This is a genomic window from Pseudomonas sp. 7P_10.2_Bac1 (assembly GCF_025465935.1).
Lineage (GTDB): Bacteria > Pseudomonadota > Gammaproteobacteria > Pseudomonadales > Pseudomonadaceae > Aquipseudomonas.
The window spans coordinates 165,131-180,434 of sequence record NZ_JANLNV010000088.1; the positions used below are offsets into that span (position 1 = coordinate 165,131).

General features: G+C 56.3%; 14 protein-coding genes. 8 read left to right on the forward strand and 6 right to left on the reverse strand.

Going from position 1 to position 15,304, the window contains the following annotated elements:
- Nucleotides 1-51: 51 nt before the first annotated feature.
- The 6 genes from NTD86_RS21125 to NTD86_RS21150 all read left to right on the forward strand — a co-directional run bounded on the left by NTD86_RS21125 (nt 52) and on the right by NTD86_RS21150 (nt 8,396).
- The gene (locus NTD86_RS21125; RefSeq protein WP_262205199.1) at nt 52-1,044 is read left to right on the forward strand and encodes an ABC transporter permease; all 993 of its coding nucleotides are present in this window, start codon (nt 52-54) and stop codon (nt 1,042-1,044) included.
- On the forward strand, nt 1,010-1,915 hold the full coding sequence (locus NTD86_RS21130; protein WP_262205200.1) for an ABC transporter permease: 906 nt from the start codon (nt 1,010-1,012) through the stop codon (nt 1,913-1,915). The genes NTD86_RS21125 and NTD86_RS21130 overlap by 35 nt, the downstream gene beginning before the upstream one ends.
- Nucleotides 1,916-2,058: 143 nt before the next feature.
- Nucleotides 2,059-3,558 carry an ABC transporter substrate-binding protein gene (locus NTD86_RS21135; RefSeq protein WP_262205201.1) on the forward strand — a complete coding sequence of 500 codons (1,500 nt, stop codon included), beginning with the start codon at nt 2,059-2,061 and terminating at the stop codon, nt 3,556-3,558.
- A 5-nt stretch (nt 3,559-3,563) separates the two neighbouring features.
- Complete coding sequence (gene argH, locus NTD86_RS21140; RefSeq protein ID WP_262205202.1) at nt 3,564-5,087, forward strand: argininosuccinate lyase; 1,524 nt, start codon at nt 3,564-3,566, stop codon at nt 5,085-5,087.
- Nucleotides 5,080-6,915, forward strand: coding sequence for an ABC transporter ATP-binding protein (locus tag NTD86_RS21145; RefSeq protein WP_262205203.1), 1,836 nt, complete (start codon nt 5,080-5,082; stop codon nt 6,913-6,915). Before argH ends, NTD86_RS21145 begins: the two co-directional genes overlap by 8 nt.
- Nucleotides 6,916-7,052: 137 nt before the next feature.
- The gene (locus NTD86_RS21150) at nt 7,053-8,396 is read left to right on the forward strand and encodes an OprD family porin (RefSeq protein WP_262205204.1); all 1,344 of its coding nucleotides are present in this window, start codon (nt 7,053-7,055) and stop codon (nt 8,394-8,396) included.
- Between the two features lie 47 nt (nt 8,397-8,443).
- Here NTD86_RS21150 and NTD86_RS21155 read toward each other — a convergent pair whose 3' ends face one another.
- The 3 genes from NTD86_RS21155 to NTD86_RS21165 all read right to left on the reverse strand — a co-directional run bounded on the left by NTD86_RS21155 (nt 8,444) and on the right by NTD86_RS21165 (nt 11,201).
- On the reverse strand, nt 8,444-9,046 hold the full coding sequence (locus tag NTD86_RS21155; RefSeq protein ID WP_262205205.1) for a TetR/AcrR family transcriptional regulator: 603 nt from the start codon (nt 9,044-9,046) through the stop codon (nt 8,444-8,446).
- Between the two features lie 112 nt (nt 9,047-9,158).
- Nucleotides 9,159-10,154 (reverse strand): aldo/keto reductase, encoded by a 996-nt coding sequence (locus tag NTD86_RS21160; protein ID WP_262205206.1) that lies wholly within the window; start codon nt 10,152-10,154, stop codon nt 9,159-9,161.
- 156 nt (nt 10,155-10,310) lie between these two features.
- Nucleotides 10,311-11,201 carry a LysR family transcriptional regulator gene (locus NTD86_RS21165; protein ID WP_262205207.1) on the reverse strand — a complete coding sequence of 297 codons (891 nt, stop codon included), beginning with the start codon at nt 11,199-11,201 and terminating at the stop codon, nt 10,311-10,313.
- Nucleotides 11,202-11,271: 70 nt separating this feature from the next.
- On the opposite strand from NTD86_RS21165, the gene NTD86_RS21170 reads away from it, so the two are divergent.
- On the forward strand, nt 11,272-11,721 hold the full coding sequence (locus NTD86_RS21170; RefSeq protein WP_262205208.1) for a tautomerase family protein: 450 nt from the start codon (nt 11,272-11,274) through the stop codon (nt 11,719-11,721).
- A 39-nt stretch (nt 11,722-11,760) separates the two neighbouring features.
- Here the strand turns inward: NTD86_RS21170 and NTD86_RS21175 are convergent, their stop codons facing one another.
- Nucleotides 11,761-12,696, reverse strand: coding sequence for a LysR family transcriptional regulator (locus NTD86_RS21175; protein ID WP_262205209.1), 936 nt, complete (start codon nt 12,694-12,696; stop codon nt 11,761-11,763).
- Nucleotides 12,697-12,795: 99 nt separating this feature from the next.
- Between NTD86_RS21175 and NTD86_RS21180 the strand changes: the two genes are divergently transcribed.
- Complete coding sequence (locus NTD86_RS21180; protein ID WP_410017001.1) at nt 12,796-14,028, forward strand: MFS transporter; 1,233 nt, start codon at nt 12,796-12,798, stop codon at nt 14,026-14,028.
- On the opposite strand, the gene NTD86_RS21185 is transcribed toward NTD86_RS21180, so the two are convergent.
- Nucleotides 13,985-14,965, reverse strand: coding sequence for a LysR family transcriptional regulator (locus tag NTD86_RS21185; protein WP_262205211.1), 981 nt, complete (start codon nt 14,963-14,965; stop codon nt 13,985-13,987). The genes NTD86_RS21180 and NTD86_RS21185 overlap by 44 nt on opposite strands.
- A gap of 53 nt (nt 14,966-15,018) precedes the next feature.
- On the reverse strand, nt 15,019-15,304 hold a 286-nt coding region (locus NTD86_RS21190), incomplete at its 5' end, for an integrase core domain-containing protein (RefSeq protein WP_262205212.1).

Sequence of the window (15,304 nt, forward strand, 5' to 3'; positions counted from 1 at the left end):
ACATGTTGTCGGTTTGCGATAGTCACGTGACAGAGCGATGATTTGTCCGCGATGTTTCGCAACACAGCACTTGCCGCTATTCAAAGCCGGACGGTGCTGAAGAAAATAAGAAGAGGACAACTCGTGCTGAACTACACCTTGCGCAGGTTATTACTCCTGCTTCCAATGCTGGCAGGGGTATCCATTGTGGTATTCCTGGTGATGCATTTTATTCCGGGAGATCCGGCACAACTGGCAGCCGGACCCGATGCAACTGAAGAAGATATTGCGCAAATACGCCATAACTACGGGTTGGATAAACCGCTCGCCACGCAATACTTCATATATGTAAAAAAGATAGTCACCGGCGACTTTGGGGAATCATTCCAAACCTATACACCGGTATTGCAAGGTATCGCCCGAACCTTACCGGCGACCCTTGAACTGACCTTGGCCGCCATGCTTCTGGCGATCATTATCGGTGTACCACTGGGCATTATTGCGGCGCTGCGCCCGCGAGGTTTTCTTGACAGTGCCTTAACCACTTTTGCGGTTCTGGGCATTTCGATGCCGGGCTTCTTTTTAGGGCTCATCCTGATGTCGATCTTTTCGGCTTATCTGGGATGGCTTCCTCCCACGGGCCGGGGCGGGTGGCAGCATCTGTTATTGCCGGCCATTACGCTGGGCTTCCCGTATGTGGCTACGTTTTCCCGCCTGGCGCGTTCCACGATGATGGATGTGCTCAAGGAAGACTACATCCGTACTGCCTATGCCAAGGGTGTACCGAGTTACAAAGTGGTACTTAAACATGCTCTTTCCAATGCAGCGATTCCTTTGGTCACTGTATTTGGCATGGACTTCGGTCGTTTGTTGGGCGGTGCGGTAATTGTTGAAACCGTATTTGCCTGGCCCGGCATGGGGCGATATTTGATTGATGCAATCATGGCGCGAGATCTCTACGTAGTTCAGGGAACCATCCTTGTATTTGCGGCCCTCGTAGTAATCATTAATTTAATGGTGGACCTGGTCTATGGCATCCTCGACCCTCGCATCACCTACAACTAAGGCTGATACACAGCCGGCTAAAAAACGTCGATTGGGGTTTGTAGGTTTTCTGATTTCCCATCAACGTTGGTTTGCACTGTGCGCGCTGTTTGTCATTGTCGCCATGATTGTGGCTGCACTGTGCGCACCGTTGTTGTTCGATTGGGACTCTGTCACCAAGATCAACTTGTCGCAGTCGCTGATTGCGCCGGGCAGCCAATATTGGCTCGGCACCGATCAAATGGGCCGGGACTTGTTGGGCCGCGTGTTATGGGGCGCGCGCATCACACTCACCGTGGCGGTTTCCAGCGTGGCCATTGCGATGCTGGTGGGGGTTTCGGTTGGCGCCGCCTGTGGCTACTACAACGGCGCGATGTCCAGCGTGGTCATGCGGATCATGGACTCCATGATTGCGTTCCCCAGAACCCTGGTCGCCATTCTGGTGATCACCGTGGCCGGGAACAGCATCCTGAGCCTGACCCTGGCGATTGCTATCTCGAGTATTCCGATCTACGTGCGTTTCTTTGCCGGGCCGGTCATGGCCTTGAGAAACCGTGAGTTCGTACTGGCCTCAAAATCCATTGGTGTCAGTGACCTGCGATTGTTGCTGGTGCACATTCTGCCCAACATCGGTTCGCTGGTGATTATTCAAATCACCGTATCGCTGGCTGAGGCCATTCTGATCGGTTCCGGGCTCAGCTTCCTGGGCCTGGGGCCACCGCCGCCAACCCCGGAGTGGGGCTCGATGATCGCTGAGTCACGGCCGCTGTTGACCACACACCCTTACGTGCTGTTCGCGCCAGGTTGCGCACTGGTGCTGACCATTTTGAGTTTCAACATTGTCGGCGATGCACTACGGGACTTTATCGATCCGAAATCGCGAAACGCCTGATCCTGCGGCAGGTCGCGAAGTCGCCGATAAACGCTACAAAAATAATAAAGCGAGTAAAGAGAATGGGATGCTTAACGTTACTGGCAGCACTCATACGCCGTGTTTCTGTGGTGGGCATGATAGGGCTGTCACTCAGTTTGCCGATGGTTGCTCACGCCACAGAGGCGCAGAAAATCACATTCGTGCAAGGCTCGGATATTGATACGTTGGACCCGGCCATCTCGCGCAGTGTGCCTTCTTATAATGTGATCAATCACTTATTTAATCGCCTGGTTGCCTGGAAAGGCCGCGATCGCTCTGCCGTTATTCCTGACCTGGCTACGTCCTGGTCAAGAACTGAAGACGGTAAACAATGGACGTTTGTATTAAAACAGGGCGTTAAGTTTCACGACGGCACGGACTTCAATGCCGAGGCGGTGAAGTTCAACCTGGACCGGATTCGCGATCCCAAGTTGGGGTCCCCGCATCGCTCTTACTATGGGGACATTACGGCGGTCGAGGCACTGTCGCCCTACGAACTGCGGATTACGACCCAAGAAGCTTCACCGACCCTGTTGGAGTTGCTGGCCAAAGAGTCTTCGTCGATCAGCAGCCCGGCGGCGGTAGCTAAATACGGGCGCGCCTATGGTCATCATCCTGTTGGTACGGGGCCTTATACCTTCGATAGTTGGATACCTAATGACCAGGCGATCATCGAAAAGAACACGGCTTTCGATGGGCCGCCTGCAAAGCCGTCAAAAATAGTCTTCCGCCCGGTCAGGGAAGATTCCTCGCGGGTTATTGAACTGCGCACCCACAATGCCGACGTGGCCGGCAATTTATCACCCGAAGCGGCTATTGAATTGAAGTCACTCAACAAGTCTGACTTGTTGCGAGTGCCCAGCACGTTTCAGGTGTTCTTCGAGATGAACCTGACCAAGCCGCCGTTCGATGACCCGCGCATTCGGCGTGCGGTGAGCATGGCGATTGATCGGCAGGCCCTGGTTGACAAGGTGCTGCTGGGTTATGGACACGTGCCGACCAGCCCATTCCCGGAAGGCACTCAGGCGCGCCAAGTGTTTGAGCCCGTCAAGTACGACCCCGAGGCGGCGAGAAAGCTCATCAACGAGGTGTATCCCGGGGGGTATCCAGGCACCGTCGTGATGTGGACGCCCGCAGGCCGTTATACCAAGGACCGCCAGGTGGCCGAAGTGGTTCAGGGCTATCTCAATGCCGTGGGGCTTAAAACGGATTTCAAAGTCTGGGAGTGGGCAACCTATCAAAAAAGCCTGTACCGCGCGGACCCTGGCAAGGGCACGGGTAAAGGCACCAACGACGCCAATATGTGGTTGTTGGGCACTGGTTTATCGGACGCAGATATTCGCTTGAGGCGCAAGTTGTCGACCGGTGATCCGCAAAACCTTACGGGGTATAGCAACCCTGAAGTTGACCAGTTGCTCAAACAGGCGGCCCATGAAATGGACCTTGATAAACGCCTTTCTTATTACCGGGACATACAAAAGATTTTATGGGAGCAAGACCCGGACAACTTGCCGCTGTTTGATCAGGAACAAATTATCGGCGTGCGTAAAGATTTAACCGGTCTCGATGTGAATTACGAAGGGACCTTCGATTTCAAGAATGTAGAACTCATTAAACGGTGATTTAGATGTCCAATTTACATGCCAACGAAGCCCTGTTAACGGATGCCCGTTTGAGTGCTCCGCCTGCTGAACGCATGGTTAAACATCACGATATCCCTGCGCTTGAAACCGAGAAGCGGCAATTTCATGAGTTTGTTGAAGTGGATCTGGCCCATACCGTGATGCTGGTTGAACAGAAGATCCTGACTGAGGAAGTGGGCCAGTCCATTCTGGTCGAACTGCGCAAAATCCGGGAAATGACCCCGGCAGACTTCCCGTTCGATGTGAAAAAAGGCAGCTTCTTGCTGCAAGTTGAGTCCTATCTGTTCTCGAAAATCGGCGAGGATTCGGCCGGGCAGATGCACACTGGGCGCAGCCGTATCGACCAGGGCGCAACGGTACGCCGGCTGTACGACCGCACACGGATTCTGGGTGTGCTGGATCGGCTCAATGATTTCCAGCAGGCGCTGATTAACAAGGCTGCTCAGCACGCGAACACCATCATGCCGGGCTATACCCATATGCAGCACGCCCAGCCCTGGGTCTTCGGCCACTATCTGCTGAGTTTCACCACGCGCCTGCACGACAGCTTCAGCCGCCTGATGCATGCCTACAGCCGGGTCAACCGTAACCCGCTCGGCGCGGTGGGGCTGGCAGGCACTTCCTGGCCATTGGATCGCCAGCGCACCACACATTTGCTGGGTTTTGACAGCCTGGTCGAAAACTCCAAACTGGGCCGTGAAGCCTGGTACGCGGCAGAAACCATCAGCGCCTTGTCCTTTATCATGGCCGACCTGAACGACCTCGCCACTGACCTGCATATCTGGTCGAGCGTGGAGTTTGCCACGGTCGAAAGCCATGACGGTTACTGCGGCACCAGCAGCATCTTCCCGCAGAAGAAGAACCCCAGCGGCCTGGAAACCATCAAGAAGGCCGCCGGAGGTTCGGTGACCTGGCTGAGCACTGCGCTGGCGACCTTCCGTGCAGAAGGCACGGGTGATCAGGCGATGCGCGATTTGCCGTTGATCCATGATGCGCTGGCCATCACTGACGGCATGCTCGACTTGTTCACCGGCATTATCGAGACACTGATCGTGCATGAAGACCGCATGGCCGATTTGCTCGCAGGCAGTTGGTGTACCGCGAGCAATCTGGCGGACGTGATCGTGCGTGAGCGGGGTGTTTCGTTCCGTCAGGTGCATCACGTGGTGGCGCGTCTGGTGCGCAACAGCTTGCGTGCGGGTGTGACCCCGGCACAGGTGACCGGTGCTGAACTGGACGAGGCCGCCATCGAGACTATCGGTTCGCCGCTTCAGTACACCGATGAACAGGTACGTGAGGCGTTGAACCCACGGCGCTTTGTCGAGACGCGGATTTCTGCGGGCGGTGTCAGCCCGGACGAGATCAAGCGCTTGCTGGCGATTGCCCGCCAAGAGCTGGCCGAGGACAGCGAGTGGGTTGACCAGCACCGCGTGAAGCTTGCCCGTTGCCGTGCCGATCTTGATGCGGCTGTGTCGAAGATCGTCGATCAAGGAGTCGCACATGAATGAGAATCTGGTCGCTCGGGTACGAAACCTGAGCGTAGGGTTCGGCCCTGTCGGGCGCGAAGTCCCCGTTGTGCGCGACGTGTCGTTCGATGTGAAGCGCGGGCAGACCTTGGCCATTGTCGGCGAGTCCGGTTCCGGCAAGTCGGTGACCTCAATGGCCATGATGGGCCTGACCAAGCGCGCTGGCGGGCGGGTGCTGTCGGGTTCGATGGAGCTGCACACCCGGGACAACCAAGTCATAGACCTGGTCTCGGCGCCAGAGTCGGTGATGCGCCATTTGCGGGGCGCGTCGATGTCGATGATTTTTCAGGAGCCCATGACCTCGCTGAACCCGGTGTTCAAGGTCAGTGCTCAATTGACCGAAGCGATCATCCTGCATAAGCATTGCAGCCGTGCCGAGGCTCAAGCCCAGGCACTGCGCATGCTCGACCGGGTGCGTATCCCGGATGCCCGGCAAGTGATGAACCGCTTCCCCCATGAGCTTTCCGGCGGGATGCGCCAGCGCATCATGATTGCCATGTCGCTGGTCTGCGAGCCGACGTTGCTGATCGCAGACGAACCGACCACCGCCCTGGACGTTACCGTACAGGCGCAGATTTTGCGCATCATCAAGGAGCTGCAAGACAGCCTGGCCATGGGCGTGATCTTTATCACCCATGACATGGGGGTTGTGGCTGAGGTCGCAGATCAGGTCATGGTGATGAAGAAAGGCGAGACCGTGGAGCAGGGATCGGTCAACGCCGTATTGCAGTCGCCGCAACAGCCTTATACCCGCGCGTTGCTGGCGGCGGTGCCGAAAATCGGTTCGATGCACGGTACGTTGCTGCCGGCGAAATTTGCGCTGATCGAGGATCAACATTCATCCGGGCCTGCGGCACAGCCGGCTGTCGCACCTGATTATCGGCAGCCGCCGATTCTCAGCGTCAAGTCGTTGTCCATTCGTTATGACCTCAAGGGTGGCTTGCTGGGCAGGGTGCAGCGCCGTGTGCATGCGGTTGAAGCCATCGACTTTGACATCTATTCGGGCGAAACCCTGGCGCTGGTGGGGGAGTCCGGGTGTGGCAAATCCACCAGCGCGCGGGCAATCGCCGGGCTGATGCCCATACAGGGCGGCGATATCGTGTTCAACGGCAAACACCTCGGGGCGTTGAACAAGCCAGACATGCAGGCGTTGCGCCGGGACATTCAAATGGTTTTTCAGGACCCTTATGCCTCGCTCAATCCACGGTTGACCATTGAAGACAGCCTGCTGGAACCGCTGAAGGTGCATAACATCGCCCATGGCGCCGAGGCACGCAGACAAGTGCGAAGCCTGCTGGAGCGGGTGGGGCTGTCTGCCGAACATGCGCAACGCTACCCGCACGAGTTTTCTGGCGGTCAACGGCAGCGGATCTGCATTGCCCGCGCTCTGACGCTATCGCCCAAGTTGATCATTGCCGATGAAGCCGTGTCGGCGCTGGACGTGTCCATTCAGGCCCAGGTGATTAACCTCTTGCAGGACTTACAGCGGGACATGGGTATTTCGTTCCTGTTTATCTCCCATGACCTGGCCGTGGTTGAGCGGGTCAGCCACCGCGTCGGGGTGATGTATCACGGGCGTATTGTAGAAATTGGCCCGCGTCATTCGGTGTTCGAGAATCCTCAGCATCCCTACACCCAGAAATTATTAAGCGCGGTGCCGTCAGCGGATATCACCGTGGCCAGAAAACGCTTTGAGCTGATTGAGGAGGTGGCGCCGAGCCGAATCTATGACATCAACTATCAGGCCCCTGATATGAGTTATCTCGAAGTGACTCCTGGGCACTTTGTGGCCAGCTCGAACATTATGTAAGCGCTTCGCGCAACGCGAAGATAACGCCCGTTATTCAATGCGCAGTCTGTTTGAGTGTTGAAGTTTTACAAGTGTGGCTAATAACAACAATAACGTGCGACTGACAGCGGGCTTTACGCTCGCATGGAAAAACACACATGAATAAACGTGCAATGGCACTTGGTCTAACCGTGGCCGCCTTTTATCAACCGGCCTGGTCTGCGGGTTTTATAGACGACAGTAAAGCCTCCATGGGTTCTCGCTCGCTCTATTTCGAAAGTGACCAACGTGGAAACAATGGTGTCGATCAACGCCAGTCAGTCACGGGTTTAAGAGTTGACTTCAACTCGGGTTATACCAAGGGATTAATGGGCGTCGGGCTGGATGTCCTGGGCTTGCTGGGCGTCAATCTGGACGGCGGGATTTCACCGCACAGCCCCTCGACCAGTAACACCATCACCCCGGTCAACACCAATGGCACGCCGGTCGATAACTGGAGCCGTATGGGGGCCAATATCCGTTTGAAGGTCTCCAGCACTGAGCTTAAAGCCGGTAATGCGCTGGCACCCAACTTGCCGATCCTGGTGGCCAATGATGCACGTTTGTTGCCTCAGTCTTTTCAGGGGGCAATGCTGACATCGCAAGACATTAACAACGTGACATTCACGGCCGGGCAATTGGACCGGGCTATAGGCCGCGCCTCCAGCAACTGGGGCGGCATTGCGGCGGGAGGGCGCAAAAGCGCTGATGCCTTCAGATTTGCGGGCGCGGACTGGAAGCCCGCTAAAAACCTGCTGCTGCAGTATTACTACGCGCAACTGGATGATTATTACGGGCAGTCTTTTGTCGGCTTGATTCATGATCTGCAGATAGACACGCAACAGTCACTTAAAACGGACCTGCGTTACTTCAATAGTCACTCTGACGGCAAGAACGGTCGTGACCCCGATTACCAATATAAAGGCGGTTATAACGCGGGCGGCTCAGGGAAAATCGATAACACCACCTGGTCTGCAGCGTTTACCTATGCACTGAATGCACATTCGCTGACGCTTGGGCATCAACGGGTCAGTGACAGGGGTGGCATGCCCTATGTCACCAACGGCAATCTGGTGAACGGACGCGGGCGCTCAGAGGGCGAGGGTGGGGCCAGCGTTTATTTGTACACCGACATCATGATCAACAACTTCACCCGTGCGGGTGAGAACTCGACATTTGGTATCTATCGGTATGACTTCGCAAGCCTGGGGTTGCCGGGGTTCAGAGCCCAATGGACCTATGTCAAAGGCCAGGATATTCGCGGCATCGGTAATGCAACGACCGGGCGCTATAGTGAATGGGAGAGTGATTACCGCCTGGACTACACCGTTCAGAGCGGCTCACTGAAAGGGCTGGGCGTTTCATTGCGGCGGGCTAACTTTAGAACCGAACTGCCCACTTCAACCCTGCAAAACCAGGATCAGACTCGGCTGTACATCAACTACACCTATGCGCTTTGGTAGCGAACGGCTGAACAGCGGCTACAGGGTGCCAACTGCAAACGACCCGCTTATTGGCTGTCGGGTGCCCTGTGGCTGAGAAATGCCTTCGCGGCTTCTAGGATTTCTTCTGCGAGCGGTGCCTGGCCAGCCGCTCGAGCCAGCGTCACGGCGCCCACCATCATTGAGTACTCAACCAGCGCTTGCTGTCTCTGGGCCTTGAGACCTTGTTCAGTGCCATCGTTCTCCAGCGTGGACATATACGTGTCGATGAGCATGCTCAGCCCACGCAGGAAGGTGTCGTGAACCGCGGATTGCTCATCTTCACGTGCGACTTCGCCGGCAAAGGCCACCACCGGGCAAAGGTCATCGTGCTGCCCTTGGGCAAGGTAGTGATCGATAACTGCTTCACGCGCCGCGGGCTTCTCGCCGTGCGCAGCAATCTTTTCGCGCCATACCGTTTTTGATTGCTCAAAGGCTTGGGCACAGGCTTCGTTTGCCAGCGCTTCCTTGGACTTGAAATGGCCGTAAAAACCACCGTGCGTCAGACCTGAGGCGTGCATCACTTCGGCCAGAGTGATGCCTTGAAAGCCGCGCTCACGAAACAGTTTGGCGGCGGTTTCGGTGATTTTTATCTTGTTGAGTTCGGTTTGTGCTCGGGAGACTCTGGGCATGACAGCCTCGCTTGGATAATAAAGGTTGTCGATCATATATAAGGTCGTGCTGTTTGTCTTTAGCAGTCCTATTCACGGTATTACCAAGCAAGCTGTCATGCCACCACGTTGGTTACTCAGCAGTCGGGGTGGGGGCGTTCGGTGAAATGAATCCGGCGTCTCTCATGGCTTGCCAAAACGCTTGCGGGATCACGGCCTTGAAGGCTTGAGTGTCTTCGCTGATCCGTGAAGGCCGACTGGCGCCGGGAATCACTGCGGTAACGGCCGGGTTGGCCAGCGGGAACTGCAACGCTGCGGCCTTGATGTCGACATTGAAGCGGCGAGCGATCTCATGGATGCGCTTGACCTTGTCCAGCATGGCCGCTGTGGCTGGCTGGTATTCGAAGTGTTTGCCGCCCACCAGAACCCCGGAGCTGTAAGGGCCGCCGGTGATGAACTCGGCGCCTTTGGCCTTGGCTTTGGCGAAAAGGCGCTGCAGCGGTTGCTCGTGATCCAACAGGGTGTAGCGACCTGCCAGCAAGAACCCGTCCGGGCGTACCTCATCCAGATCCAGGGTCAATTCGCACGGCTCGACTCGGTTTACGCCCAGGCCCCAAGCCTTGATCACGCCTTCTTCTTTAAGGCGGGCAAGGGCTTTGAAGGCGCCTTTGCGAGCTACGTTGAAATGTTCGATCCATTCATCCCCGTGGGTGTCTTGGGCGACGTCATGCACAAACACGATATCCAAACGGTCTGTGCCCAGACGCTCAAGGCTGCTTTCGATCGACCGCAATGTTGCATCGGCGGAGTAATCGCTGAGCAATTTGTTCAGGTTGCCCTGGCCGAACGCCCCCGTGTGTTTGGCATCATTCAATTCATCAGAGATCAACCGACCAATTTTGGTGGCCAGGGTGTACTCATCACGATGATGCTGTGCCAAGGCCTTGCCCAATCGTGTCTCGGATAGCCCGGCGCCGTAGAGCGGAGCGGTGTCGAAGAAGCGAATGCCATGGTCCCAGGCCGCCTCAACCGTGGCAGCGGCTTCATCTTCGTCAATGGCACGGAACATATTGCCCAAAGGAGCAGTTCCGAAGCCGAGTTGGCCAATCATTTTGTCTTTCAAGCTCATTTGTTCATCTCTCTGACGTGTACAGGCAGTGGGTGCCGCGTGATCCTCATGGGGGGCACGGCAGTCGAGGATCAAAATACATGTTAGGCAAAATCTATTCAATAGATGATCGCTGTCATTTATATCGGTTCGCAGCTCCCATAGGCCGACGCGGTGTTAGCGCAGGGATTCAGCAATGCTTTGGGTCAGCAATTCATTGGCGGCACGCAGGTTCCCGGGCTGGGGTGAGTACACCATCCAGACATCCATGCTCAGTTCAAAGTCATCAACGGTGATGACGGATAGTTCTTGCGCTAAAGGGCTGGCATTCAGAAGCTGCTGCGGGATGAGTCCTAACCCCATTCCGGCAGCTACCATGCGCATTTGGTTGACTGCGCCCTGGGTGTCGACACTGACTTTCAGTGTTAGCCCTTGGCTACCCATGGCCGCCTGCAGCGCTTCCCGATAACCACACCCTTCGGGATTCAAAATCCAGTCGTGGGAAGACAGGCTTTTTATGTCGCTCATCGAACCTGCGAGAGGCGTGTGTGTGCTCTGGACCACCAAAACCTTGAAGGTTGTGATCAATCTGTTGTCCAGATGCGGGGCAGGGTTGCTTGGCGCCGGGATCATCAAGCTGGCGGCATCCAATTCCCCCCGCGACACCAGTTGCTCCAGCTCGGAACTCCATTGAGTCACGAGCTGGATTTGCAGATCTGAAAACTGCGCTCGTAACCGGGTTACCGTGTCGAACATCACGGCATCGGCGATGATTTGCGTCAATCCCAGACGATAGCGCCCGCTTGGCGTTGCGTTTTCTTGAGGGATATTGATCAGATAATTCGCATCGCGCAGCAGTTGCACTGCTTTTTCATACACCCGGTAGCCCATTGCGGTGGGCGAGGGAGGCCGGGTCGTGCGATCTAACAGGGTCGCGCCCAGGGTTTCTTCGAGGTGCTGTATGCGACGAGACACGGCCGACTGGGTCAGGCACAAGGTATGCGCTGCTTTGGTCAGCGAAGCACACTCAATGACGGTGACGAAGGCTTTTAAATCCTGAAATAGCATGCTTTTCTCTCATGATCTTTGAGAAAACTATGCGCTTGCTGCGTTTTCCTGTCGAGCCTAAGGTAAAAGCATGGACCACACTCACGTGGACCGTGCACCACACACTTTCTTTAAAAAGGATTGTTCGATGCCCTTAGTCAGAATAGATCTTGCCGCTGAAACGACGGAACAGACCGTGTCTGCCATCAGTGATGTTATTTACCAGGCGATGGTTGACGTCGCTAACGTGCCTGAGCATGACAAGTTCCAGATCATTTACCGCCATGCCAAAGACGAACTGGTCTATCCGGCCGCCGGGTATCTGGGGGTGAGTTACACGCCGAAGATTGTGTTTATCCAGATCACTTGGAATGCCGGGCGCACAATCGAGGTGAAAAAGGCATTCTACAAAGCCATCGCAGAGGGTATTCACGCGAAAACCGGCCTGAGAAAGGAAGATATCTGGATCAATTTGATCGATGTCAAACGCGAGGACTGGTCATTTGGCAACGGTGAGATGCAATACGTTCCGAGTGAGTGATTAACGTGAACTCCAGGCAGGATGCACCTGCCTGGATTGTCATGGTGCCTTCACATTCCGCAACAGCTCTTCGGCTGCCTGACCGAAGCGCTCCACCAAAAAGTCCAGCAACACACGTACGCGAGGAATGCGGTAGCGATTGCCATGTAACACGGCATACACACCCGCTTCAGGAAGACAAAAGTCCGGGAGCAGGACTTTCAATCGACCCGTTCGGATATCCTCGGCTGCATCCCAAATGGTTTTCCGGGCGATGCCATGACCGGCCAGCGCCCATTCACGGGCCAGCGCGCCGTCGTTGGTTTCCCACGTTTCGGCCATGGGCACGACGTGATCCCACGCATGCCCCTCTACCACAAAGTGAAAGGTATTCAGTGGTCCCGCCGACGTGACCAGCACGATGAACCTGTGATCAATCAGGTCCGCCGGGTTTTGCGGCTCGCCATAGCGCGCGAGGTAGTGCGGTGAAGCACACAGCACCCGCCAGTTGGGGGCCAGTTGCCGGGCGATCATCGAGCTGTCACGTGGCTGGCCAAAGCGGATCGCCAGATCGATATCGTCCTGCACCAGATTCGACACGGAATCTGACAGCGTCAGGGCGATGTTCAAGTCCGGGTGCATTGCGCTGAAGTCTTGTAGCCAGTCATTCAACAGATTGCGGCCAAAATCCGCCGATGCGGAAATTCGCACTTTCCCACATACTTCTTTGCCACTGGCTTGCAGTCCTGCTTCAGCTTCATCAATCGCCTGCAAGGCTACCCCGCAGTGTTGTAAGTAGAACCGGCCTTCTTCTGTCAGGCGTAATTGTCGGGTTGTGCGATCGAACAGTTTGGTGTGCAGGGCTGCTTCCAGCTTGATAAGTCGCGCGCTGGCTGCCGCAGGCGACAACCCGAGCTTTCGGCCCGCAGCCGACAAACTGCCTAGCGCTGCAGCCTCGACGAACAAACGCATATCACCCAATCGGTCAGTGGCCATATTCAACTTGAATTTGAAAGTTCATCAAAGGGTAGGCCAATTATCAATTGCTTGGCAATTGCCCAGACTCTTGCTTTCTATCGCTATTGAGCATTGGTCATGACCGGCAAAAGACACACTGAAACTGCAACACTGACAGCTTCACGCAGGCCCGAAATAGCTTCTGCCGGGCGTCTCCCGCTTGGTGCCTTACTAGCGCTAACCATGGCCAGTTTTATCGCCACGGCCAACGAGACAGTGCCCGCAGGGCTGTTGCCACAGATCGCCGAGGCGTTTGGTGTATCACAAGCCTGGGCCGGGCAGTTGGTTACGTTATGCGCGCTGGGTTCCGGGTTGGCGGCCATTCCTCTGACCCTTGCGCTGCAAGGCTCGCGCCGGCGTTTGTTGCTATGGGTGGCTGCCGGGGTGTTTTGTGTGTGCAACGCAATCACCGCGCTTTCACCGTGGTTTGGTCTGACATTAGCTGCTCGTTTTGTCGTGGGGATCGCCACAGGCTTGGCCTGGAGCTTGCTGGCGGGCTACGCCAGACGCTTGGTCGCGCCGGCCTTACAAGGACGCGCCATGGCAGTGGCCATGCTCGGTATTCCATTGGCGCTGGCATTGGGCGTGCCATTCAGCGCCTGGTTGGGTCAGTTGCTCGGGTGGCGCTGGGTGTTTGGCGTGCTTTCAATATTGAGCCTGCTGCTCATGCTGTGGACGCACCTCAGAGTTCCGGATTTTGCCGGGCAGCGCTCCACACAGCGCGTACCGCTGCGCCAAGTCCTGAAAACACCCGGCGTTAGGTCAGTGCTTGCAGTGGTCATGCTCTGGATTTTGGCCCACTACACGCTCTACACGTACATTGCTGCGTTCATGGCTTCTGTCGGACTGGCCGGGCAGGTCGACCGCGGCCTCTTGTCATTTGGTATTGCCGCTTTGGCGGGTCTGTGGATCACCGGTGTATTGATCGACGGCAGGCTGCGGCGGTTGATCCTCATCAACTTGGCCATCTTCGTGCTGGTTGCGTTTACCTTGAGTGTGGGTGGGCTGGCTGACAGTACCGTTTACCTCTGTCTTGTGCTGTGGGGGCTGAGCTTTGGTGGCGCGCCCACCTTATTGCAAACGGCCTTGGCCGAGGTGGCAGGTGAGGGTGCTGATATCGCGCAATCAATGCTGGTGACAGTCTTCAACCTGGCGTTCGCGGGCAGTGGTGTGATCGGTGGAGTGCTACTGGCAGGGTGGGGCGCACAGACGATTCCGTGGCTGGTGCTGGGGTTGCTACTGCCGACGCTGTTGATAGCGTCGACCGTCAAGCGTCCCCTAACGAGTCACCCACACACTGCGCCTCTCTGAAATCAAGCGCCCTGGCAGCTCCCCCAGCCTGTACACCAACGTCGTTGGAGTCGAGCATGGAAATGAAGCAGTCCATCAACGGTGATTCGTTGTCGGTGTTCCAGCTCATGTACAGGCCGATGGCCGGGTTGGGTGAGGCACTTACAGGGTGGATCCGGCGAAACACGACCTTGTCGCGCATGATTGAGTTGGCAATCGACTCAGGCACCAGGGCGACGCCGAAATCGCAGGCCACCAAGCCGATCAAGGTTTGGATCTGCGCGGCCTCCTGCACCACCTTGGGGTAGAAACCGGCGGCTTCACACAAGGCGACCAACTGATTGTGATAGCCGATGCCCAAGGTTTGGGGAGTGAATACGAAGTTTTCTCCGGCGAAATCCCTCAAGTCGATTTGACCTTCTTTCGCCTTCGGGTGATGGACGGACAGCGCCATCACGATCTCTTCGTCCAGCAACAGGCGTGACTCGACGTTTTCCGCCGAGATCGGCAACTGGCGCATGAAGGCAATATCCGCTTCTCCCGACAGAATGGCCTTGGCCTGGCTGGAAGAGGGCATCTCCTTGATGATCAACTGAACTTTGGGGTAGGTCTCACGGAACTGCCTCAGGGTATTGAGCAGTGAGTCGTAGTAGGCGATCGACAACGTAGTCACCGTGAGTGTGCCAGCAATGCCCTGGGACACTTGGCGGGCGTGCTCGATGCCCAGCTCCAGTTCCTTCAACGTGCTGTAGGCAGCGTTCAGGAATGCACCGCCGGCCGGGGTCAGCTTGACCCCGCGTTTACTGCGCGTGAACAGACTGAACCCCAGTTTGTCTTCCAGCCGATTGATGGCTTGGCTCAATGGCGGCTGGGCCATGTGCAGGCGAGTAGCGGCCTTGTGGAAATTCAGCTCTTCAGCCACGGCAATAAATTGGCGTAGCAGGCGGGTTTCGATCATTTCTTCTGTTCCTTCATTGAACTGATCTAGGGGCTAGAGGCATCATGTAGTGGTCAACTAATCCCGGACACGACGTTAAGTTTTTCTTCGGCCCGTGCTGGCGCCAGCCCACCGTTGAATTGATGGGGTCGAACCCAGTTGTACCGATGCATCAAGAAGTGGCTGATATCGCGCTGGGCTTCTTGAGCCGTTCGGTAACCCGTGGTCGGTATCCACTCCGTTTTCAAGCTGCGGAACACGCGCTCCATTGGCGCATTGTCCCAGCAATTTCCCCGGCGACTCATGCTCTGGCGCATGCGATAACGCCACAGCCGCTGGCGAAATAAACGACTCGCATAC

What these genes read in the sequence shown, in the direction of transcription:
- NTD86_RS21160 (WP_262205206.1), bottom strand. Translation starts at nt 10,154, where the DNA reads ATGAGCTTGAAAGACAAAATGATTGGCCAACTCGGCTTCGGAACTGCT.
- NTD86_RS21165 (WP_262205207.1), bottom strand. Translation starts at nt 11,201, where the DNA reads ATGCTATTTCAGGATTTAAAAGCCTTCGTCACCGTCATTGAGTGTGCT.
- NTD86_RS21180 (WP_410017001.1), top strand. Translation starts at nt 12,796, where the DNA reads ATGACCGGCAAAAGACACACTGAAACTGCAACACTGACAGCTTCACGC.
- NTD86_RS21135 (WP_262205201.1), top strand. Translation starts at nt 2,059, where the DNA reads ATGGTTGCTCACGCCACAGAGGCGCAGAAAATCACATTCGTGCAAGGC.
- NTD86_RS21155 (WP_262205205.1), bottom strand. Translation starts at nt 9,046, where the DNA reads ATGCCCAGAGTCTCCCGAGCACAAACCGAACTCAACAAGATAAAAATC.
- NTD86_RS21130 (WP_262205200.1), top strand. Translation starts at nt 1,010, where the DNA reads ATGGCATCCTCGACCCTCGCATCACCTACAACTAAGGCTGATACACAG.
- NTD86_RS21175 (WP_262205209.1), bottom strand. Translation starts at nt 12,696, where the DNA reads ATGGCCACTGACCGATTGGGTGATATGCGTTTGTTCGTCGAGGCTGCA.
- NTD86_RS21185 (WP_262205211.1), bottom strand. Translation starts at nt 14,965, where the DNA reads ATGATCGAAACCCGCCTGCTACGCCAATTTATTGCCGTGGCTGAAGAG.
- NTD86_RS21170 (WP_262205208.1), top strand. Translation starts at nt 11,272, where the DNA reads ATGGACCACACTCACGTGGACCGTGCACCACACACTTTCTTTAAAAAG.
- argH (WP_262205202.1), top strand. Translation starts at nt 3,564, where the DNA reads ATGTCCAATTTACATGCCAACGAAGCCCTGTTAACGGATGCCCGTTTG.
- NTD86_RS21145 (WP_262205203.1), top strand. Translation starts at nt 5,080, where the DNA reads ATGAATGAGAATCTGGTCGCTCGGGTACGAAACCTGAGCGTAGGGTTC.
- NTD86_RS21125 (WP_262205199.1), top strand. Translation starts at nt 52, where the DNA reads ATGTTTCGCAACACAGCACTTGCCGCTATTCAAAGCCGGACGGTGCTG.
- NTD86_RS21150 (WP_262205204.1), top strand. Translation starts at nt 7,053, where the DNA reads ATGAATAAACGTGCAATGGCACTTGGTCTAACCGTGGCCGCCTTTTAT.